At 57.2% G+C, this 20,434-nt stretch carries 19 protein-coding genes and 1 pseudogene; 16 read left to right on the forward strand and 4 right to left on the reverse strand.

The genetic code is table 11. From position 1 onward, the window contains the following. Window positions 1–170: 170 nt before the first annotated feature. From AAAB35_RS02440 to AAAB35_RS02450, 3 genes are all read left to right on the forward strand, one after another. Complete coding sequence (locus AAAB35_RS02440) at window positions 171–857, forward strand: RNA polymerase sigma factor (protein WP_340666649.1); 687 nt, start codon at window positions 171–173, stop codon at window positions 855–857. Between the two features lie 89 nt (window positions 858–946). Beyond that, window positions 947–1,471 carry a DUF4142 domain-containing protein gene (locus AAAB35_RS02445; protein WP_340666650.1) on the forward strand — a complete coding sequence of 175 codons (525 nt, stop codon included), beginning with the start codon at window positions 947–949 and terminating at the stop codon, window positions 1,469–1,471. A 10-nt stretch (window positions 1,472–1,481) separates the two neighbouring features. After that, window positions 1,482–1,802 carry a cupredoxin domain-containing protein gene (locus AAAB35_RS02450; RefSeq protein WP_340666651.1) on the forward strand — a complete coding sequence of 107 codons (321 nt, stop codon included), beginning with the start codon at window positions 1,482–1,484 and terminating at the stop codon, window positions 1,800–1,802. Window positions 1,803–1,851: 49 nt separating this feature from the next. On the opposite strand, the gene AAAB35_RS02455 is transcribed toward AAAB35_RS02450, so the two are convergent. Further along, entirely contained in the window at window positions 1,852–2,808 is a 957-nt protein-coding gene (locus AAAB35_RS02455) for an AraC family transcriptional regulator (RefSeq protein WP_340666652.1), read from the reverse strand. A gap of 94 nt (window positions 2,809–2,902) precedes the next feature. Between AAAB35_RS02455 and AAAB35_RS02460 the strand changes: the two genes are divergently transcribed. Beyond that, on the forward strand, window positions 2,903–3,733 hold the full coding sequence (locus tag AAAB35_RS02460) for an SDR family oxidoreductase (RefSeq protein WP_340666653.1): 831 nt from the start codon (window positions 2,903–2,905) through the stop codon (window positions 3,731–3,733). Window positions 3,734–3,840: 107 nt separating this feature from the next. Here the strand turns inward: AAAB35_RS02460 and AAAB35_RS02465 are convergent, their stop codons facing one another. Together AAAB35_RS02465 and AAAB35_RS02470 are read right to left on the reverse strand one after the other, a co-directional pair. Then, window positions 3,841–5,139, reverse strand: a complete 1,299-nt coding sequence (locus tag AAAB35_RS02465; RefSeq protein WP_340666654.1) for an adenylate/guanylate cyclase domain-containing protein — start codon at window positions 5,137–5,139, stop codon at window positions 3,841–3,843. A gap of 477 nt (window positions 5,140–5,616) precedes the next feature. Beyond that, a complete protein-coding gene (locus AAAB35_RS02470; protein ID WP_340666671.1) occupies window positions 5,617–6,090 on the reverse strand; it encodes a VOC family protein in 474 nt (157 codons plus the stop codon). A 474-nt stretch (window positions 6,091–6,564) separates the two neighbouring features. On the opposite strand from AAAB35_RS02470, the gene AAAB35_RS02475 reads away from it, so the two are divergent. From AAAB35_RS02475 to AAAB35_RS02530, 12 genes and pseudogenes are all read left to right on the forward strand, one after another. Further along, window positions 6,565–6,915 carry an SDR family oxidoreductase gene (locus tag AAAB35_RS02475; RefSeq protein WP_340666655.1) on the forward strand — a complete coding sequence of 117 codons (351 nt, stop codon included), beginning with the start codon at window positions 6,565–6,567 and terminating at the stop codon, window positions 6,913–6,915. 203 nt (window positions 6,916–7,118) lie between these two features. Then, window positions 7,119–9,035 (forward strand): sigma-54-dependent Fis family transcriptional regulator, encoded by a 1,917-nt coding sequence (locus tag AAAB35_RS02480; RefSeq protein WP_340666656.1) that lies wholly within the window; start codon window positions 7,119–7,121, stop codon window positions 9,033–9,035. Between the two features lie 313 nt (window positions 9,036–9,348). Then, window positions 9,349–9,629: pseudogene (locus AAAB35_RS02485) on the forward strand (transposase); the annotation flags it as partial. Then, on the forward strand, window positions 9,626–10,237 hold the full coding sequence (copC, locus tag AAAB35_RS02490) for a copper homeostasis periplasmic binding protein CopC (protein WP_340666657.1): 612 nt from the start codon (window positions 9,626–9,628) through the stop codon (window positions 10,235–10,237). The pseudogene AAAB35_RS02485 and the gene copC, both read left to right, overlap by 4 nt. Then, complete coding sequence (locus tag AAAB35_RS02495) at window positions 10,234–10,518, forward strand: hypothetical protein (protein WP_340666658.1); 285 nt, start codon at window positions 10,234–10,236, stop codon at window positions 10,516–10,518. The genes copC and AAAB35_RS02495 overlap by 4 nt, the downstream gene beginning before the upstream one ends. Then, window positions 10,500–11,012 (forward strand): CopD family protein, encoded by a 513-nt coding sequence (locus tag AAAB35_RS02500; protein ID WP_340666659.1) that lies wholly within the window; start codon window positions 10,500–10,502, stop codon window positions 11,010–11,012. Before AAAB35_RS02495 ends, AAAB35_RS02500 begins: the two co-directional genes overlap by 19 nt. Window positions 11,013–11,166: 154 nt before the next feature. Next, entirely contained in the window at window positions 11,167–11,667 is a 501-nt protein-coding gene (locus AAAB35_RS02505) for a DUF305 domain-containing protein (protein ID WP_340666660.1), read from the forward strand. A 56-nt stretch (window positions 11,668–11,723) separates the two neighbouring features. Further along, entirely contained in the window at window positions 11,724–13,139 is a 1,416-nt protein-coding gene (locus AAAB35_RS02510) for a YncE family protein (protein ID WP_340666672.1), read from the forward strand. A gap of 54 nt (window positions 13,140–13,193) precedes the next feature. After that, window positions 13,194–13,721: a sigma-70 family RNA polymerase sigma factor gene (locus tag AAAB35_RS02515; protein ID WP_340666661.1), complete on the forward strand. Its 528-nt coding sequence runs from the start codon at window positions 13,194–13,196 to the stop codon at window positions 13,719–13,721. Next, window positions 13,718–14,494: an anti-sigma factor gene (locus tag AAAB35_RS02520; protein WP_340666662.1), complete on the forward strand. Its 777-nt coding sequence runs from the start codon at window positions 13,718–13,720 to the stop codon at window positions 14,492–14,494. The genes AAAB35_RS02515 and AAAB35_RS02520 overlap by 4 nt, the downstream gene beginning before the upstream one ends. Before the next feature lie 705 nt (window positions 14,495–15,199). After that, window positions 15,200–18,004: an AAA family ATPase gene (locus AAAB35_RS02525; protein WP_340666663.1), complete on the forward strand. Its 2,805-nt coding sequence runs from the start codon at window positions 15,200–15,202 to the stop codon at window positions 18,002–18,004. A gap of 146 nt (window positions 18,005–18,150) precedes the next feature. Next, window positions 18,151–19,146: an alpha/beta hydrolase gene (locus AAAB35_RS02530; RefSeq protein WP_340666664.1), complete on the forward strand. Its 996-nt coding sequence runs from the start codon at window positions 18,151–18,153 to the stop codon at window positions 19,144–19,146. 295 nt (window positions 19,147–19,441) lie between these two features. On the opposite strand, the gene AAAB35_RS02535 is transcribed toward AAAB35_RS02530, so the two are convergent. Continuing rightward, window positions 19,442–20,248 (reverse strand): GSU2403 family nucleotidyltransferase fold protein, encoded by an 807-nt coding sequence (locus AAAB35_RS02535; protein ID WP_340666665.1) that lies wholly within the window; start codon window positions 20,246–20,248, stop codon window positions 19,442–19,444. Window positions 20,249–20,434: the final 186 nt, after the last annotated feature.

Here is a 20,434-nt window from a genome sequence, read left to right on the forward strand (position 1 = left end):
ACGAAATCCCGAACGGTTCGTGACAAGGCAAATTCGGTCGTCCCATCCGCCCGCCTCGCATAAGAGCCGCAGCGCCGCCGATCCCAATACCGGCTCTCGCATTGCGAATAACCGCCAAATGTGGAAACCTTTTTGCGCGAGCGGCATCTAAAAGGCCGAGGAGGTTACTGATGCCCGCAATTTCAACAAAGGAATGTACGCTACCGGCTCGGGTGGGCGACCTTCAGCTCGTCCGACATGCCCTAACCCGTGACGGCGATGCCTTCCGCGCAATTATGCGAGCACACAACCGCCAGCTTTACCGGATTGCCCGGGGCATCGTGCGAAATGATGCCGAAGCTGAAGATATCGTCCAGGAAGCCTACGTAAGGGCCTTTGCGCATCTGGATAGCTTTCGCGGCGACTCGTCACTCGCCACCTGGCTTTCCCGCATTGTGATCAACGAAGCGCTTGGCCGGTTGCGCAAGCAGCGACGAACGACTGCTGTTGCGGCGCGATGTGTTGAGGACACCAAGGTCATTCAGTTTCCACTGAGGGCAACCGACGATCCGGAGCGGACGATGGCACAGCGACAGTTACTGCAGCTCGTTGAAAAGGCAACAGATAAACTGCCCAACACCTACCGGATCGTCTTCGTCGCCCGGGTGATCGAGGGTCTGAGCATCGACGAAACGGCTAGGCTCCTTGATATTCGTCCGCAAACGGTGAAGACGCGGCTTCATCGGGCCAGGCGCCTCGTGCGCAAGCAATTGGACGAGGAGATCGGACCGGTGATGCTTGATGCGTTTCCGTTTGCTGGACAGCGGTGCGAAAGGCTGACGGCTGCAGTCATAAAGCGGCTCGGCTTTCCAGAATAATTCTTAAGGAACCGTTTCCACTCACGGACATCCAATAATTGCCCATTGAAATAGATGCTCGCCATTCGGCAGGGCAAAGGAGGATATCCATGCTTTCTCGCAAAACAGCTACGGTTGCAGCATTCATTCTGTTTGGTGGCGCGCCTTTGGCGCAAGGAGCTGACAAGCCAACCGATCCCCAGATCGCGCATATCGCCTATACGGCGGGCACGATCGACATCGAAGCAGCACAGCAGGCAATCAAGAAATCGAAGAACAAGAATGTCGTCGGCTTTGCCAATGATATGGTTCGCGACCATGAAGCCGTGAACAAGCAGGCACTTGATCTGGTCAAGAAGCTGAAAGTCACGCCCGAAGACAATGATACCAGCCGTAGCCTGACCAAGGCGGCCGCCGCCAAACGAGACAAACTTGCCAAACTTAGTGGCGCAGCGTTTGACAAGGCCTATGTCGACAATGAGGTCGCTTACCACAAGCAGGTGAATGGTGCACTCAAAACACTCCTCATCCCTTCTGCAACCAATGCCGACCTTAAGAGCCTGCTTGAGACGGGTCTGAAAATATTCCAGGGCCATGAACAGCATGCCGAGCACGTCGCCTCGGAACTTAAATGAGGATTAAGTTATGGTGTACGCCCGGCTTCCGTGGATCGGTTTTGTTGTTGCGCTTAGCATGACCGGCGCAACTGCAAAGGCTGAAACCATTCAGGTCACGATCGACAAGCTGGTTTTCTCCCCGAGAATCCTCAACGCAAAGGTTGGCGACACGATCGAATGGATCAACAAGGACATTCTGGACCACACCGCTACGGTAAAAGGGGGCTGGGATGTTCTGATACCGGCGGGTAAATCCGCCAGCCTGATTTTGGACGGGGACCAATCGGTGGAATACTACTGCCGATTTCACCCGAACATGAGGGGCAGGGTAACGGTGACGACGCCTTGAAGTCGGTCGTCACCCGCAAAGTCCGCTGCTGGTAAGAAGCGCGGAATGACTACGCTTCTGTGCCAGATCTATTGCGACTAATTAAGGCGCGAGGAGCTCTCGGCTGGGCCTGATGGGAGCGCGCGAACATGCCCGGTGAGCAACCGACGCGTCGGCGAAACGCAGTACTGAAGGCACTGGCCGATTCATAGCCGATCTCGTCGGCAAGTCGGTCAAGTGACCTTGCGCCTCTGCTCAGGGCATCCTGGGCCAACGCCATGCGCCATCGGGATAAATATTCGATGGGCGCACAGCCGAGAGTCTGAGTGAACCGCGCCGCGAAGGCCGAGCGCGACATGCGGGCAAGTCCTGCAAGCTCGGCCACTGTCCATCCGGCGCGAACATCGGAATGTAACGCCCGCAGCACCCCTGCCAGGACCGGGTCGCGCATACCGCGGAGCAATCCCGCCGGCAACATGCCCTCGCCAAAGCTGCGCCAGCGCAGGGACTCCACAAGCATGACTTCCAAAAGCCGCTGCAAGATGATTTCCCTACCCGGATGATCGGACGCACACTCCTCCATGATCAGGTCGATGATGCGAGCAAGCCGACCAGCACCGCCCTCTGATGCACGAATGTGCACTACTCCGGGCAGGAGCGTGACCAAAAGCGGCGCGTTGACCATTTCGATGCGAAAGCTGCCCCCGAGCATCCTGAAATCAGGCTCACCCTCCTGTTCGCCGTGGCGAACGGGAGTGTCGGTTGGTTCGCCATGAACACATTCGGCATCGGGCTGACTAAGAAGTGCGAACGCCGGAGTGGACGGCAGTAGCACGAAATCGCCGCGATCAAGGCGCAGGGGTTCGTTGCCGTCGATCGATAGGCAGCATCGCCCTTCAAGCACGATTGCAAACCCCGGCAGGCCGTAAGCACCATAGCGCACGCCCCACTTGCCGCGCCCAGTGATTGGTTTTGACACCGCGGCGGAGGGGCGGAGCAATGCGATGAGGTCGGTGAAGGGATCCATTTTTGGACGATCCATAATGAATATGCGACAGCTGATTATAGTTTCTCCTAAACACGGTGTCTATCCTGGAGGCGAAGTTGAAAAGGAGACCCCAATGAACAAGACTATCGTCATCACTGGAACCTCGTCGGGCTATGGCAAGGCAATAGCCACATTCTTTCTTGATCGTGGCTGGAATGTCGTCGCCACGATGCGTCGACCCGATCCGACCGTATTCGCAACGACATCCGAGCGGCTGAAACTGCTGCCGCTCGATGTCACAGACGCCGACAGCATCGGCAGGGCGATTGTTGCCAGCGTTGCGACCTTTGGAGCCGTCGACGTACTGGTAAACAATGCCGGACTTGGCTTGGCTTCAGCCGTTGAAGCCACCCCGTACACGAGGGTGCGCGAAATATTCGAGACCAATACATTTGGCGTGTTTTCAACCTGCCGTGCCGTCATTCCGCAAATGCGCGAGCAAGGTCATGGGATCATCATCAACGTAACGTCAAGTGCTGGCATTGCCCCCATGCCACTCGTTGCTGTCTATACGGCGAGCAAATGCGCAGTCGAGGGCTTCACAGAATCACTGTCATATGAGTTGGACCAGTTCGCAATCAAGGCCAGGCTTGTTGAACCGGGCTATGCCCCGACGACGAACTTTGTTGCCAACACCGGGGCGCGCATGCAGGGACTGATCCCGGCGGACTATGCGTCGTTTGCTCAGGCATATTTCGAAAGGATGACCAGCTATCCGACGCCATATTGCACGGAAATGGAAGTCGCTGAGACGGTCTTTGCAGCGGCGACCGAGGAGGGGAAAAGGATCCGCTATCTGGCTGGACCTGACACCAAACTCGTGGCCGACTTGCGCTGGACAACCTCGGAAGACCACTATCTTGAGAAGATGCGCGAGATGTTCAGTCCCGGCGTCGCATCCTGAGCGTTAGACGATCGTGCCATCAATGGGAGGGGCTGGCGCGAACGTTTCGGTTACGAGTCTGGAGTGGCACGGTCTCCGGCGCGGGCGCACTCGTCGCGATCAGCACGTCATGAAAGCGATGGCGGCTTTTCCTTAAGATGCGCACTTAGCAGGAAATAGACAGGCATTCGACCCTTGCCCTTTACCTCGATCTCACCTCTCGTCTCAAATGCGTATGTATCAACGAGGAGCTTATAGACGTCCTCGGTAACTTGAATCCGGCCCGGCACACCATAGGCCTCCATTCGCGCCGCGGTGTTTACGGTGTCACCCCAAACGTCATAAAACAGTTTACGCTTGCCAAGCACTCCAGCGACTGCCGGACCGGTGTGAATTCCTATCCTGACGGAGATCTCTTCTCCCATCTCCAGGCTCAGTATTCGTACTGCCGCCAACATATCGAGCGCCATGTCTGCGGCGGTTGAGACCTGTCTGATTTGAGCCTCTGGAAGGCCGCCGGCGACCATATATGCGTCTCCGATGGTCTTTATTTTCTCCAGACCATGTTTTTCAGCAAGCGTATCAAAGGCTGAAAAAATTCGATTGAGGAAGGCGACCAGATCTTCTGGCGCGAGCAGGTTTGCCCTCGGCGTAAAGTTCACGATGTCCGCAAAGACCAGTGTCACTTGGTCGTATTTTTCCGCAATGGTGGCTTGCGGATCGCGCTTCAGCCGCGCCGCAATCTTGGTGGGCATGATACTGCCCAGAAGTGCTTCCGAGCGGGCATATTCAGATTCGAGCGCAGTCTCGGCCTGGTCGGCCATATGCATGGCTAAATAGACAAACCCGGCACTTATGAACGTACTTCCGAACACTGCGACGCTCTTGATGGTCGCGGCAAGGAATGGGGAGACGGGAGCGGTTTCAATGAAGCGTGGTACCGAGTACTCGATAACCAAAAACATGCCGAGCATGAAACAAACGAGCGATGCTGCCGCGAAGATGCGTTGTGTCCCGAAGAAAACGATCAGTCCACTCGCTGCGAGCAGCCAGAAATGAATTCCGGCCGCCGAACCAACAATCAACGAGAAGAGCAGAAACGCAAATGCAGCATGGATACCGATGTAGGTGGCGGCGGCAATCTCACTTAAGCGGTGGAGGAAGGGCGGCACCAGGAAGAATGGGACGTTCAACAGGACCGCGACAGCCAACAATTTCAAGTCCGCCAATGTATAAAACGCCGCAAAGAAAAAATATGCGGCAATCAAGACGCTGTTGAGGATGTTCACCTGTCTCAAGCGCCTTCGGGATGCTTCCGGATAACGCTCGGTGCCAAAATCGCGCACCCTCCTCGCGACTGTCATCAATCGTCGAGGGCTGGCCGGTATCATGCGGCGGCGACGATGTTGTAGAAGCTCCCCCATCATATTGAGTTATCCTCAAGCGAGTGAGGTCGATATTATGCCTCCCCAAGGGTGAACCGCAAGACGGCCTAAGACCGCCTCAAGGCAGTCCTGTTCGCTCGAAATTCAACACTACCGAGAGATACTTGCTTGAGAAATTTCCCTGGCGTTAGTGACAAGCGTTTTCCGTCGTAAAGCTGGAACGCGCGCGAACCTGTTTCTTATCTCGCCATCCCTGCGAGACCGCTTATCCGCCGTCCTCGGTTCTTGCGCAGACATTGAGGAACGCCGTCGTCAACTTTGCCAATAAAGCCAAAGTCTTGTTCCGCTCGCTTCGCCGACCGGATCGACGATATGGATTTGCCGGAGATTAACCATAAACGCCTCGCAAAGAGGAGGCCTGCCGCCCTGGTGAAGCTTGGCCCCGGGTCCTCCCGCTCTTGCGGCACGAAGGATGCTCAAACTCCAGGCCCTTCAACGGATAATCGTCCCCTGGGAAGTTCAGCCACTTGCGGCGGCTTCCAGACCGGCGATATCAAATTTCGTCATCTTGAGCATGGCCTCTGCTACGCGCTTGGCCTTTGCCTGGTTTGGGTCGCTCATCAGTTCACCGAGGCGCTTGGGGGTAATCTGCCAGGACAGGCCCCATCGATCCCGCAGCCAGCCGCACTGCTCTGTCGAGCCACCCTCTTTCAACGCGTCCCACAAGCGGTCAATCTCGCCTTGCGTCTCGCACTCGATAATAATTGAGAAGCTGTGGTTGAAGGGGTCGAGCGGTCCTGCCTCGATAGCCATGTAGCGCTGGTCGCCAAGGGTAAAACCGGCAAGTTTTACGCTGCCGGCCGGCCCGCTTGGATTGTCTGCCGGGAGGGTCGAGACCCAGTCAACCGACGAGCCGGGAATCAGCGACGTGTAGAAACGAACCGCAGGTTCCATGTCTTTCTCGAACCAGAGATGTTGCGTGATCTTCATTATCTATTCCTCCATCAGTGCCCGAACAGCCTCCAATCCAAGGACGAAGCTGAACTTGCCCTCCCGACAGGGCAACGCAAAAATAAGGAGTTCCAACCGCGGTCGGACTTGCTCCTATTCCTTGTGCGGCGGGACCTTGACCGCCCAGTCGGGCTCGGCGCCAAACGGATGGTCCAAAAAGAACACCCAGGTACCATCGGGGAGGCGGCGGTGCACCTCCATGCCGTGATGATACACCTCAGCCGGTTGGCCGTCATTTTGACGCCTCTAATGAGCCACTGCGAGCGCGTCATCGCTAAATCACCGGCGACCGTCGTGTGATGGGTGAGACGGTTGAACGATTTGGGCGGATCGACATCCTCATCAACAATGCGGGCATTCTCAAACTTGGTCGCATCGACGAGTACCCGCTTCATGATTTCGAGCAGATGGCGTTGATCAATGTCCGGGCCATCTTCGTTGCCGTGAAGGCCGCAATTGGTCATATGGGCGAGGGGGAGGATCATAACGACCGGGAGCGTTACGGCCGATCGTGCCGGCTTCCCCGGATCATCGGTCTACAGCATGACAAAAGCTGCCGTGGCGAGGTTAACGCGGGGCACGGCCCGCGACCTCGGACCCGGTGGTATTACCGTCAACGTGGTCCAGCCCGGTCCGACCGAAACCGACATCAACGACGATGCCGCAATGCGTGATGCCATTCGTCCATTGATGGCAATCGGCCGCATGGGCGGACGCGGAGGTGGCCGGTCTGGTGGCCTATCTGGCACGCAAGGACTCGGGTATCATCAATGGATCGGCGCTAACCATCGCGGCTATTTCGCCTAGCCGCTGGCAAGGTGTGACGCTGATATCGTTCTTATTCGCCGCGGCACATTTGGCGTTTCCGCGCCACGCGAAAACTGGTCATCGATCTTGGACCGCGCAGCGCCACCTTCGAGAGGCTCTTATTTACAATCGTCCCAACTCGTGCAGACTGCCTTGCCTGAAGAACGGAGGCGGTCTGCTGGGAGGCGTATCGCGCAAAACTCATGTCTTTGCATTCGGAACACATTCGCGAGATCGAAGCGGTTAGCCTCGGAGGCAACAGCAACCGGGACGAGACCGTTGTGCAATCATGGCTGCGTTGTATCACCCAGCACAAGCTTGATCCGGCGCAAAGTTGCGAAGCCTATATCGTTCCGGATACCCAGTTGCGCGCGCATCGCCAACAGTCAGAGCAGCTCATCGCAATCGCGCGCTCGGGGCTGGAGAACCTTTTCCGTCATGTCGCTGGCCAGAATTATGTCCTGCTGCTCTCCGATCGGGAAGGTGTAACAGTCGAGTTTCTGGGCGATCCGCTGTTTGACAACAATTTGCGCAAGGCCGGTCTCTACCTCGGCTCCGAGTGGTCGGAAGAACGCGCAGGAACTTGTGCGGTTGGTTCGTGCATCGAGACAGGTGAGGCCCTGACGATCCACCAGACCGATCACTTTGATAACGCCCATACACCACTTACGTGCACGGCCGCGCCGATTTACGATGCGCAAGGTGAATTGTCGGCAGTGTTGGATATATCACTTTTGCGCTCACCGCAGATCAAGACGAGCCAGAATCTCGCGCTCCATCTTGTGACGGCGACCGCGCGACGGATCGAGCTCGCCAATCTTATGGCGCAAACGCGCAACGAATGGGTTTTGCGCTTTTCCCGCTCTCCGGAATTTTTGGATGTCGATCCGGAAGCCGCCGTTTCGATCGACGGCAGTGGGCGCGTTATCGGAATGACGCATGACGGAGCAAAGATATTGGCGCGGGCGTCCGGTCTCGATTGGCGCCGGCCTGAAAGGTTAATAGGCCAACCTGTTTCGCGCTTCTTCGATATGGACGTTAACGATTTAGGCAATCTCACACGCATGCGCCCCTCGGAGGACAGATTGGTTTTTGCCCGAGACGGCAATGTTCTATTCGCGCATGCGATAGAGCCACATTACAGCTATCGCAGTCCGCTGGCAGTACCTGACAAGATTCCGGCCTCGCTGCGACGCCTCAGTGGCGGTGGTGATCCCCAACTCGCAGCACTTCAGGCAAAGGCCGCTAAGCTGGCCGATAAATCGATCCCCATCCTCATCCAGGGTGAAACCGGGACGGGAAAGGAATATCTCGCCCGCGCGATCCATGAGAGCAGCGGCGCAACCGGTCGTTTTATCGCAGTCAACTGCGCCGCCATGCCCGAACAGCTCATCGAAAGCGAACTTTTCGGTTACGGGCCCGGTTCATTTACCGGCGCGCTAGCGAAGGGCCGCAAGGGTCTCATCGAGGAGGCGGATGATGGAACGCTTTTCCTCGACGAGATCGGTGATATGCCGCTGGGACTACAGAGCCGCCTGCTGCGGGTGTTAGCCGAGCGTGAAGTGTTACCGCTTGGAGCTTCAAGGCCAAAGCCCGTGAATATTCGTGTCCTGTCGGCTTCGCATCGCAACTTGGCAGAGCTCGTGACGCAAGGAAGGTTCCGTGAGGACCTGTTTTACAGGCTCAATGCCGCGACCCTGTCGCTGCCCGCTTTACGGGACAGAGGCGATTTCGACTGGTTGCTCGATGAGATTCTCAAGAAGTTTAAGTCAACTGACGGGATCAGCCCTGACCTGAGTGGGCAAGCAAGGATGCTGCTCAAGCAGCACAATTGGCCCGGCAACATCCGCGAGCTCTACAACGTCCTTGATGTTGCTTCTGCACTTTGCGAAGCAACGACAATTGAGCCCGTAGACCTACCCGACCATCTTTATCATTCGGCGTCCAAGTCGTCTTCGATCCACGCGGCGGCGACACGTGGCGAGGACTCGTCAGCACGCCTTTCAGAGGCCCTTGCGTTGTCGGGTGGGAACATTTCGGCTGCAGCACGCCTGCTCGGCGTAGATCGATCGACGGTTCACAGACAGTTACGACGGCTACGCCAAAAGTCTGCAAATTAATCGTTGGTGCTTGAAGCCGACTAACAAATAACGCTGTTCAGCTGGATTGCTCGCCGATGCCTGCGATTTTAACAAATGTGATCATTTGAGGCGGGAGGACTGACGGCAGTATCATATTCAATTCCGATCAGCCTGTGGCGGAACTCAATTGGGGCCAAGCCCCTGCATGACACGAACCTTGTTCGCAGTCGTAGCGGATAGACTAGTCCAAATGTCAGCGATCGTGTCGGCCGCGTCGATTAGATCACCGCCTAAGCCTAAGTTGTACTGGTCCATCTCATCGAGGATGCGGTCGAAGGTCTGAGCACCTTACTCCTCCTGGGTCGAGGAAACCATCGAGCAGATGCTGACCTTCTTCCAACTGCCGCGCCAGCATCACAAGCATCTCAAGAGCACCAACATGCTGGGGCGCCTCAACGAGGAGATCCGACGCAGAACCTATGTTGTGCGCATCTTTCCCAATACTGAGAGCTGCTACGCCTGGTGCGGGCACCCGCCGTCGAAACCCACGAAAACTGGATGGAGGTCAATCGCCACATCAATATGGATGACTTGCGCACGCACAAGAAACTCACACTTCGTCAAGCCGCATGACCAGTCTCACGACCCGCCCAGTTTTGCAGAATTTGACGCACACAACCCTTTTTCCGCAGAGCCGAAGCCGACACCTAACAAACAAAAGTGCCGATTTATTCCAACGCCGCCCGCGACGATTTTCAGACGCTGAGCAATCGTTCCTCTGTCAAAACTTTCAGGCGTCTTGCGGAATAATCGGCTTCTCCGGTTGTCCACAGAACCGATTAACAATCCGTATTGAAAGGATATTGCAGGATGAAACGCGTTTCGACACTCTTCATACTCGGCGGACTTGGCTTCATTCTGTCTGCCGGCCCGGGCTGGCACACGCGCAGCTGAAGGAGACGACACCCGCTGACCAGAACACTTTATCGTCTTCTCCCACAACTTTGTCGCTGGGTTTCACGGAGGGACTGAATCTCGCTTTCTCGGGCGTCGATGTCGTGAATACTTCAGGTACCGATGTGCCACACGACAAACCGACCCTTGCCGAGGGCGACGACACCACTTTGCGTATTGCGCTTTCATCGCCTCTTGCTCCGGACGTTTATACCGTCAAATGGCATGTCCTCTCGGTCGATGGACACGAGAGCGAGGGAAGCTACAGCCTCACAGTAAAACGGTGATTGACCCGCATTCGGCCTGGGTTATCAGCCGCGGTCTCATCGATGTCACCCTTATGGTGACCTGGGGCTGTTTCGGTTACTTATCGTGGGCAGTCCCCGCACCGCTTTCGACGGCAATCACGCGGCGCCTCGCCAGCCTGTCGATGTGGTGCGCGGCCATCCTTTGTCTGGCGGTGCTGATCGCCCTGCCGGCACAGGTCGCGAGCATTGGCGATGGCTGGTGCGATATTGGCGGGCCGGGAATACTGGAGTACTGGCGGGATTGGCAGGTTTGTCGCTGAGCGGCCTTGCCCTTGCCGGGCACGCGAATATGAACGACGGCGCCTTGCGGCTCCTGCAGGCGGCAATGGATATTGTGCATGTCCTTTCCGCAGGTGCGTGGATCGGTGGGCTCGTTGCCTTCGTTTTTCTAATGCAGGTGACCGGAAATCCTCAGTTGCGTCCACTGGCAAACTTGGCGCTAGGGCGATTTTCGACATTGGGTCATATCGTTGTCGCCGCGGTCTTTCTAAGCGGCATCGTCAAGACTGCGCTGATCGTCGGACACTTTCCGACCGATCTGCACTCGCCGTACCAGGTGAAGCTGCTGGTCAAAATCGTGCTCGTCATCGTGATGACATTGGCGGCGATCACAAACCGCTATGTTTTTGTACCCCTTTTGCAAAAAGGAACCGGCCGCGCGGCAAGGGCGCTCAAGGCGCTATTTTCGAAATCGCTACAGGGGGGTGTAGCACTCGGACTTGTGGCGATTTTCGGGACCGAAGATCCAGCCTGACGGAAGATGTTGCCCGGACACGTCGTCACGGGCCGCACTTCTCTTTGATGACCTCGTAGGGTGCCAACGCGAGAAAGTTCTCACGACCTGGAATAATCTTCCAAGTACGATGTCTACCCTCCTGAACTTGCCCAAGAAGCATCAGGAGACCAACATGACCTCTTTTTATCGTAGCTCCCGCATTTTCATTGCCCCGTGGGTCCTGGCCTTGCTTTCGGTTTCGGCCTTTGCTCACGATTCCGCCTCGCATCAGCACGCTGCTGTTGCTGTGAGCGATGAGACGCCCTTTCTCAACGAAAACGATGCCGCCATGACGAAGATGATGAACGACATGGCCGTCAAGCCGACCGGCGACGTCAATCGCGATTTCGTCGAGATGATGATCCCGCATCATCAGGGTGCGATCGACATGGCGATTGCTTATCTGCGTTACGGCAACAACGATCAGCTCAAGCGCCTCGCACAGGAAATCATCGTTGAGCAGCAACAGGAAATCGTAGCCATGCGGATGGCGCTTGGCGATCCTCTGCCGACATCTGCAGCGGTGCCTACCCAAATCGAGCAGCAAGCCATCACACCAATCCATTCGAGCTCTGACGAGGACATATCATCGGAGGCCCCGGCCACACAGATGATGATGAGACCAGCCAATTGAAAAGGACCGACCACGTGAAACGTACCCATATACCTTTAGCCCTTCTCGCCTGCACCATGCTTGCACCAGTAACAAGCTTTGCCGGTCAGGCACCGGGGCTCGCCTCCGATCCGGATATTCCGATCAGCCACGAGGACCGAATCTACGCCGCCGAACAGTTCTCCAACACCGTTTCGGTTTCCGACCCCGTCGACAACAAGCTCCTGGGTGTCATCAAGCTGGGCGATCCGCAGCCAGGCAACCTGAGCCCGCTCTACAAGGGCCAAGTCCTCGTCCATGGCATGGGTTTCTCACCCGAACACAAGACGCTCGCCGTCGTCTCAATCGGCTCGAACTCCGTAACCTTCATCGATACGGCGACCAATGCGGTCAAGCACACGACCTATGTCGGCCGTTCTCCGCATGAGGCGTTCTTTACGCCGGATGGTAAGGAAGTCTGGGTCACGGTACGGGGCGAAGACTATATTTCTGTCATCGACGCCAATAGCTTCGAGGAAAAGACCCGCATCAAGGTCGCTCCCGGCCCCGGCATGCAGATATTCTCGCCGGACGGCAAATACGGCTACATCTGCTCGTCCTTCAATCCTGATGTCGCCGTCGTAACCGTTGCCGACCATCAGATCGTCGGCCATGTGAAACAGGAAAGCCCCTTCTGCCCGAACATTGCAGCTTCGCCTGATGGCAAGCAGGTCTGGTTTACGCTGAAGGACGTCGGCAAGACGCAGGTCTTCAATGCCCAGGCGCCCTTCGACCTCATCAAGACGCTCGATACCGGCCCGATCACCAACCACGTCAATTTGGTCATCAACAAGAACGGCAGGTTCGCCTATGTAACGGTCGGCGGATTGAACGAAGTGAAAGTGTTCCGCACGGATACGTTCGAACAGGTCGCGACGATTCCGGTCGGTAACCTTCCGCACGGGATCTGGCCGTCGGGTGACGGCACACGCGTCTACGTCGGTCTCGAGAACGCTGACGAGTTCGCCGTGATCAACACGCTGACCAACAAGGTCATCGCCAACATCCCGATTGGCCAGGCACCGCAGGCCGTGGCCTATGTGCCGAACGCGGTTCCCCAAGGCGACGGCACGCAGAACCTGGTGCCACTCGGCGTTGCAGGTCGGGCCGCTCATCTGAACCTGGTTGCGAAGGGAAAGAGAGAACACGGCAAGGCGCCGACCAGCGTAGCGCTGTTTGATCAGGGTTTGTCGCAGGTTCTTCAGGCCGCGGTCAGTGACCTTGAGCCGAAGAAGCCTTATGTCCTGGCTCTGTCCGACAAGCCGGATGGGAGTGGCGTGTTGCAGGGGCTGTCGAACTTCATGACGAATCCTGCTGGCTCGGCTATTGTCAATGCGGTCGGCCCGATCCGGCAGATCGTCGAAGCGAAGCACAAAGACGAGAAACGCTATCTCGTGGTTGCAACCTCGACCGACGGCAAGCCTGGTGAAATCGTTCAGGTCCAGTCAAAATGACGATCGTGGCCCGCCCTCAAAGGTGGGCCGCCTCGCCGACGACTAAGGTGACTTATGGATGATCTGCTATCTCAAATCGAACCGATGATCCCGTCGTTGCGCCGCTACGCCCGCGGTTTGCTTCACGACTCTGTTGGCGCGGATGATCTGGTGCAGGACTGCCTGGAGCGGGTGATCGCCCACTGGCATCTTCGCCGCAACGAGGATGCACGGACATGGGTGTTCACGATCTTGCATAATCTTGCGATCAATCGTCTACGGCAGATCACACGACGCGGTCAGCATGTCGCTTTTGAGGATCTCAATGAAGACGTCCTGGCACGCCGGGCGACACAGGAGGATGGCCTCGTGAGGGGCGAGATAATGAAGTCGCTGAACCAACTGCCCGATGACCAACGCAGCGTACTGCTGCTGGTCTCCGTTGAGGACCTTTCCTATGCACAGGTCGCGGAGGTGCTGGCGATCCCGATTGGGACGGTCATGTCCCGGCTGTCGCGAGGACGGGAACGTCTCCGACAGATCTTGGAGAATCCCACCGCTTCTGACATGAAGCCAGGGTCGCATTTGCGGAGAGTGAAATGACCGACAAGCCCGTTACCGAGGATGACCTTCACGCCTATATCGATGGTGTGCTCGATGATACACGCAGAGCCGAAGTGTCGGCCTATCTGAAAAAATACCCCGAAATTGCCAGTCGTTTTGCGTCCTATTCCGTCCAGCGCGGTATGCTGCATTCCACACTTGATCCAGTCGCCGAAGAGCCGGTTCCGACAAGGCTCAACCTTACGCACATGATTGCTCCACGCCGGCAAAACCGCGTGTCGTATTGGAGAGCTGCCGCTGCAGCAGCCGTGCTGCTATTTGCGGGCGGTTCGGGCGGCTGGTACATGCACTATATTGTTTCTCTGCCGAGAGAAGGTGTGACGGCGCTTGCAAGCGAGGCGTCGCAAAGCTTTGCCACTTACGCCTCGGACCCAGTCAGGCCAGTGGAACTGCGTGCCGACAATATGCTGCAGCTGGTGGATTGGGCTACGGACCGAATGGGGCGCAAGCCAGTGCTGCCCGACTTGTCGAAATCCGGTTATCGACTCATGGGAGGGCGGGTTATTTCGACACCGCATGGTGCCGGCCTGATGTTGATGTATGACAACGACCGTGGCACTCGCCTTGTTATGTTGACCAGACCGATGATCGTCGATCAGAACAAAACGATGACGCCGCATTCGGAGGGCAAGGTAGATGGCTGGGCATGGGCGTCGGATGGAATGGGATACAGCCTCGTCGGATCGTTGCCGTCTCATGAATTGCACCCACTTGCCAATGATATCCGAAGGCAGGTGCTGGGACAAGCTTGACGCAAGCATAGGCGTCGCCGCAATAACCCAGCCGGCAAGGTTGCGGATTCACCCTTAGTGGGAACTCGCCCGTTGTGGGACTGCCCCATTACACATGGATTTGGCGCAAAGTGACACTCTGACTGACAGCGAAGGAAGGACGCACAATCCCTGCGACGAACTCAAGCAATCGATTGAAGAGCAGACGAACTGCGGGGGTTTCGATTTCCGCGCTTTGCTATTGTGGAATAATATTCCATGATCAGCCGCCAACGAGTAGTGATCGCAGCCATTTCTGCCGCGCTCGCGTCCGTGCTTCTAGAATGCGATCGAATAAGGCGCTACCGAACTTTTATCAATAATCTCAATATGGTGCGAGCGACGGTGATCGAACCCGTTACCTTGCGGTGAGGGATCCTAAGTCCGCCGGCCAATATGGGATGGCGTTTGGGTTAATTGAGAGCCCGGTTGCAACAAGCTGCCGTAGCACGAGTGAAGATTCGAAGAGCTACGGAGAGAAGACGGCGGCGTTCACATGCCTTGGCTGGTGTTCGCGAACGCCTTCGTAAATGCAGCTTTACGGATCAGTCTGTGGCTGGCAGATTGATATGAAGTGGTGTCGTCCCACAATCCACTGACCCACAATATCAAATTTTGCGTCACTAGGTTCGCATGCGTTTAACGCTGTCAAGTTCGAAATGGTGCAGCGTCACCAATGGCTAAGCGATGACCAAGCGGGCGAAAAAGAAATACTTGCCGCGGCGGAAACAGCCGACAGATGCCGCCCACTCAGCGTTCCATGTCTTGCAAGGCCGAGAGCAAGACATTGCCTTGATCGATCATCTCATCGACCGGATCGATCAAGGTGGATCGACCCTCGTCATCAGTGGCGAGCCCGGGATCGGGAAATCTGCGCTCCTCGAAGTAGCCAAGCACCGAGCCAGCGCACGTGATGTGTCGGTATTGAGTATGACCGGCGTCCTGGCCGAAGTTCATTTGCCGTTCGCAGCGCTTGAGCAGGCACTCCGACCGATGATGAAGCGGGCTGTAGGCTTGGTCCCTCGCCAGCGGTCTGCCTTGCTGGCCGCTTTCGGCATGCACGATGACATGGGAGCGCCCGACATCTTTCTGGTTGCACTTGCAACTCTGTCTCTTCTGACCGAGAGCGCAACACGCAAGCCTATCCTGCTTGTTGCCGACGATGCGCAATGGCTCGACGAGGCAACCTATGACGTTCTTGCCTTTATCTCGCGCAGATTGAGTTCGGACCCCGTCGTTCTATTGGTGGCCATGCGCGATGGCTTCAACCGTTCATTTGGTGACGCCTCCACCCTGTGGCTCCGACTTTCAGGACTTGACGACGCCGATGCTGAGCGCCTGCTGGACGCCCAAGCACCGGGTCTTTCGACTGATCTGCGCGGCCGCTTCCTGAAAGAGGCTTCCGGTAATCCCCTGGCCCTTTTAGAGCTGCCTCGCGGCGGGCGGTCAGCGGGCGCTCAAGATAGCACGTGGCTTCCGCTGACGAAGCGCTTGGAGCGTGCCTTCTCAGCCCGTTTGTCCGATCTTCCGGCGACGGCCCGAACTCTGCTGTTCGTGGCAGCGGAAAACGACGGGACGTCGCTTCACGAAACCCTGAGTGCCGGCGAAGCGGTGTTGGGCGAGCGAGTGGGGGTCAATGACTTGGCGCCAGCGACAGCCGTCAAGCTGATTGAGATTGACGAAACAGAGGTGCGGTTTCGACACCCGCTCGTTCGTTCAGCGATGCATCAGGCGGCCGATCTGGCAACGCGCCAAATGATCCACGCTGCGCTCGCGGCGACCGTTAGTGACCAACTCGACCGTCACTTATGGCATCGTGCGGCGGCGACGATTGGACCCGATGACGAGCTCGCGGGCGAATATGATCGCATGGCGGCCCGGGCACTGCGGCGAGGGGCGGTGGCAATGGCGATCGAGGTTCTCGAAAAAGCGGCAAGACTGAGCAGCACGGCAAGAGGCAAAAGCGACCGGCTCCTGCGTGCCGCCGAACTTGCCGCGGACCTGGGGCAGCCAGAACTACTGAAGCGTTTGCTGCGCCAAGCCGACGTGGACGAAACTGATCATCTCGCATTGGCGCGGATCGGTTGGTGCCGTGAAATCGGCCAGCCTCCAATGGTCAATGATCCGGCAAAAATCCCCACGTTGGTGCGCTTGGCCGCGCAGGCCAACGCTGCCGGCGCCAAGGATCTGGCAAGCAACTTGCTCTGGCGCGCAGCTCAACGCTGCTGGTGGAGCAATGCGGACGGGGGCATTCGCGAAAGCATCCTTGCCGCGGCAAAGAGCCTCGAGTTGTCGGAGACGGATCCGCGCTTGATCGCAATATCCGCCTATGCTGAGCCACTTCAACTCGGGGGCGACGTATTCAGTAAGCTCCAGCGGCTTAGCGGAGCCAACGGTGGCGATCCTGCGGTTGCGCGTATCCTCGGTAGCACGGCCAACGTCATTGGCGCCTTCGACCTCGGCGTAAGCTTCCTGGCTGGGTCCGCTGCAGCACTGCGTGATCAAGGCAGGCTCAGTGATCTCGCGCGCGTGCTTTTTGCTCAGGCGTGGGCCGAAATGGAGGTGGGCGATTGGAAGGGAGCAATGAGTGAGGCCGAAGAATCCGTTCGCTTTGCCGAAGAGACCGGCACGACGCTTTGGATTGCCGCGGCCACGATCGTGAAAGCGAAGCTTGCCGGGATGATGGGCAATCTGGAGCAATCACAAGCGTATGCGGCTGAGGCAGAACGCCTCATTCTGGCCGTTGGCGCCAGCTTCTTGCTTGCAATGCTGCAGATCGCGCGAGGCATATCGGCGATCGGCGCAGGCCGGCATTGGGAAGCCTACGAGCATCTGCTGCGCCTTTTTACGCCTGCCGATCCGGCTTTCAATTCCGGTCTTCAATTCTTCGGGCTTGCGGATTTCATAGAAGCCGCCTTTTTCTCCGGACACGCCGATGCGGCCCATGGCGTGATCGCAGAGATGGAGCGGGTCTCGGCTCCGGTGCCGGTGCCATGGGTCGAGACGATGCTCTATTACGGCAAGGCGTTGCTCGCCGCGCCTGCGGACGCTGAACAGTTCTTCTTGCAAGGACTTGGACCGGCCGCGAAGAACTGGCCGTTTTTGCGAGGACGTCTTCTCTTGGCTTACGGCGGATGGCTGCGTCGCCAACGCAGATCCGCCGATGCAAGGGCTCCGCTGCGTGAGGCCCGAGACATCTTCGATGCGCTCGGCGCTTCGCCATGGAGTGACCGCGCGCGCGAGGAATTGCGTGCTTCGGGCGAAACCAGCCGCCGGCGAACGGAGTACGCGTGGGAGATGCTTACCCCACAGGAACTTCGTATTGCGCAACTCGCTGTCGAAGGCCTTTCAAATAAGGAAATCGGCACCAGGCTCTATCTGTCTCACAGAACGGTCGGTTACCACCTGCATAGGGTCTTTTCGAAAACCGGCATCACGTCGCGGTCGGGGCTGCGCCCCATTCTTGCCGACACTACCCATCCTGCAAGCTGACTACCCGTCTGTCATCGGACTGGTCATTTGACAGAAGCGGCTACCCTCGTTGGGGGCTACCCATGCTGCTGCGTGCAACCTTCTCGGAGAAAATGACCGTGAAATTCTTGTCCTCACTCGCAACCCTCAGCCTTGGAGCAATTCTCATGACTCAGCCTGTTCATGCAGCCACAGACGCCGCGACCGATCCTCGGATCGATCCTCAGGTCCGCTCGTTCCTAGCCAAGATCAACAAGGACCCAAGCCCGTTCTGGGAACTGCCCCAGCCAAAGCCCCAAGAGATTCTGACCGGCCTTCAGAACATGACCTCCGTCGACATGTCGGGCGTGAGCACGACCGAGCGGACCATCAGTCAGGATGGTCAAACCGTGAAGATTTATATCATGAAGCCCGAGCGAGGTGCCGGTAAGCCCGGTGTGTTGCTGTTCATTCACGGCGGCGTTTGGATAGTAGGCAACTTCCAAAACCATCAGCGTCTTCTGCGGGATCTGGTGGTAGGCTCCGGCCAGGTCGGCGTGTTCGTCGAGTATACCTCCCTGCCCGAGGCGCGCTTCCCCACGCAGCTCGATCAGTCCTATGCCGCACTGAAATGGGCTACTGCTCACGCTGAAGAGTTCGGCGCGGACGGCAGCCGGATCGCCGTGGTCGGCAATTCTGTCGGTGGCAACATGGCCGCAGCCCTGACGCTTATGGCCAAGGACCGCGGTGGCCCCAAGATCAGCCTCCAGGCGCTCCTCATTCCGGCGACCGATGCAACCGTCGATACCGGCTCTTATCGCGAGTATGGAAACGACCGCTTCCTGGCACGCGCATTCATGAAGTATGGCTGGGATCTCTACGCTCCCGACGCCAAGACCCGCGACAACCCATATGTGTCGCCGTTGCGCGCCAGCCTCGACCAACTCAAGGGCTTGCCGCCGGCGCTCGTCATTACCGCTGAGAACGATCCGCTGCGCGACGAGGGCGAGGCTTACGCAAGGAAACTGAAGGAAGCGGGTGTGACCGTGACCGCAGCTCGCTATAACGGCACGATTCATGACTTTGTACTATTGAACGCAATCCGCAACGTACCTTCCACCGAGGCAGCTATCGACCAGATCAATGAGAGTCTGCGCCAGTATCTTGAGCCAGCAACGCACTAGCTGACATGTTGGCGCGGCGGTGCCTATGCCGCCGCGTCGAGGATCTCGAATCGATGGGGTGTCTCCATCGTCATAGGCTGTGTTTGGGCATGCAAAAGTTCAACGCCGATTGACAGTCGAGACGGCGTTGAGATTATTCCTCGCTCCAACATTACTTAAAGCTGCTGGTCAAAAGCATTGCGCCGGCGATGATAACTCAGGTGGCAGATGCGGGCAGAAATGTGCGTTATAATTTTTTTGCAGAAAGTAATAATAACCCCAACAGGGGAAAGCCTGTTCTGCTCGCTAATTTAAATCAAACCTCGACCTCGGCAACAAGGGAGCGTCCGTCTGCACAGTCGAGAGAAGCTGTATGTGCTTTCATGCGGCCACGGTTTCGCCCGCATCTTGTCGCGCCTTGAGCGGTTGGCTTTAAAGCCGAAGAATGAAGTTTTAGGCTGTCTCGCCCAGCGCCAGCCTTACATCCTGAGGCAGCCAGGCCGGCGGTGGCTTTCACTCGCCAAGACATGCCACGCTCACAAAGCTCGTTCCAGAAATCTTTGAGATCGTCTGGGCGCTGAATGGCCAAAATGCTTATGAGCGCATGCGCCTGATCCAAATCTTTCCGGGATTTTTCTGCGCTCTGCTGATCATCCTGGCGACGCATCTGAGATACGATCAGCTTATGCAGCGCGTATCGTGTAGGGTCGGGCACGCGGATCGGAATGCCTGCGCCATGCAAAGCTACGTTGGTTGTTTCCTGATACAAAAGAAAGTCGAGATAGCGTAAGAATTGAGCGTCGCTCCGTAAAGCTGGCAATGACCCTATTTTTGTCCGGTCGGGACCGCGCATCGGGCTTAGGAAGTCGACAGAGAAGCGTTCATCGCCTCCAACGCGCAACGCATATCGCAGCGTTTTGCGTCCGTCCATTGAGTAAGGAACGGCTGAAAAACGTGAATCGACGGACTTGAGCACTGATTCGAGGTCGACTTCAATCTTATCCTCGGCCGCAATGGCGATCGATTGAAAATTGAGCGATATCGAGATCACCGGTCCGGCTGAAACTTGCTGGCAAATGATAGCCGAGCAGGCCAGAATAGGTTTGGAACGCAACCGAGCCAATGACGGTGGCCCGAAGACGAAACACACCTGCCTCGGCCATCGCGGCCATTATGTCGCCGGACATCCTGTCGGGAACAGGCAGCCGTGCGGCGCGAAGCGCGCGCACCATATCACGTCTTTGACGCAGATTTTCGACGTGATCTCTCAGCTCCTGAAGATGTGCGCGCGTCTGATCATTGTCCGGAC

The sequence above is a fragment of the Phyllobacterium sp. genome, assembly GCF_037994425.1.
Taxonomy (GTDB): domain Bacteria; phylum Pseudomonadota; class Alphaproteobacteria; order Rhizobiales; family Rhizobiaceae; genus Phyllobacterium.

Coding starts and splice junctions, on each gene's coding strand:
- AAAB35_RS02450 (WP_340666651.1), top strand. CDS start 1,482: ATGGTGTACGCCCGGCTTCCGTGGATCGGTTTTGTTGTTGCGCTTAGC.
- AAAB35_RS02515 (WP_340666661.1), top strand. CDS start 13,194: ATGGATGATCTGCTATCTCAAATCGAACCGATGATCCCGTCGTTGCGC.
- AAAB35_RS02440 (WP_340666649.1), top strand. CDS start 171: ATGCCCGCAATTTCAACAAAGGAATGTACGCTACCGGCTCGGGTGGGC.
- AAAB35_RS02460 (WP_340666653.1), top strand. CDS start 2,903: ATGAACAAGACTATCGTCATCACTGGAACCTCGTCGGGCTATGGCAAG.
- AAAB35_RS02465 (WP_340666654.1), bottom strand. CDS start 5,139: ATGATGGGGGAGCTTCTACAACATCGTCGCCGCCGCATGATACCGGCC.
- AAAB35_RS02445 (WP_340666650.1), top strand. CDS start 947: ATGCTTTCTCGCAAAACAGCTACGGTTGCAGCATTCATTCTGTTTGGT.
- AAAB35_RS02525 (WP_340666663.1), top strand. CDS start 15,200: ATGACCAAGCGGGCGAAAAAGAAATACTTGCCGCGGCGGAAACAGCCG.
- copC (WP_340666657.1), top strand. CDS start 9,626: ATGACCAGTCTCACGACCCGCCCAGTTTTGCAGAATTTGACGCACACA.
- AAAB35_RS02505 (WP_340666660.1), top strand. CDS start 11,167: ATGACCTCTTTTTATCGTAGCTCCCGCATTTTCATTGCCCCGTGGGTC.
- AAAB35_RS02520 (WP_340666662.1), top strand. CDS start 13,718: ATGACCGACAAGCCCGTTACCGAGGATGACCTTCACGCCTATATCGAT.
- AAAB35_RS02480 (WP_340666656.1), top strand. CDS start 7,119: ATGTCTTTGCATTCGGAACACATTCGCGAGATCGAAGCGGTTAGCCTC.
- AAAB35_RS02530 (WP_340666664.1), top strand. CDS start 18,151: ATGACTCAGCCTGTTCATGCAGCCACAGACGCCGCGACCGATCCTCGG.
- AAAB35_RS02455 (WP_340666652.1), bottom strand. CDS start 2,808: ATGGATCCCTTCACCGACCTCATCGCATTGCTCCGCCCCTCCGCCGCG.
- AAAB35_RS02510 (WP_340666672.1), top strand. CDS start 11,724: ATGCTTGCACCAGTAACAAGCTTTGCCGGTCAGGCACCGGGGCTCGCC.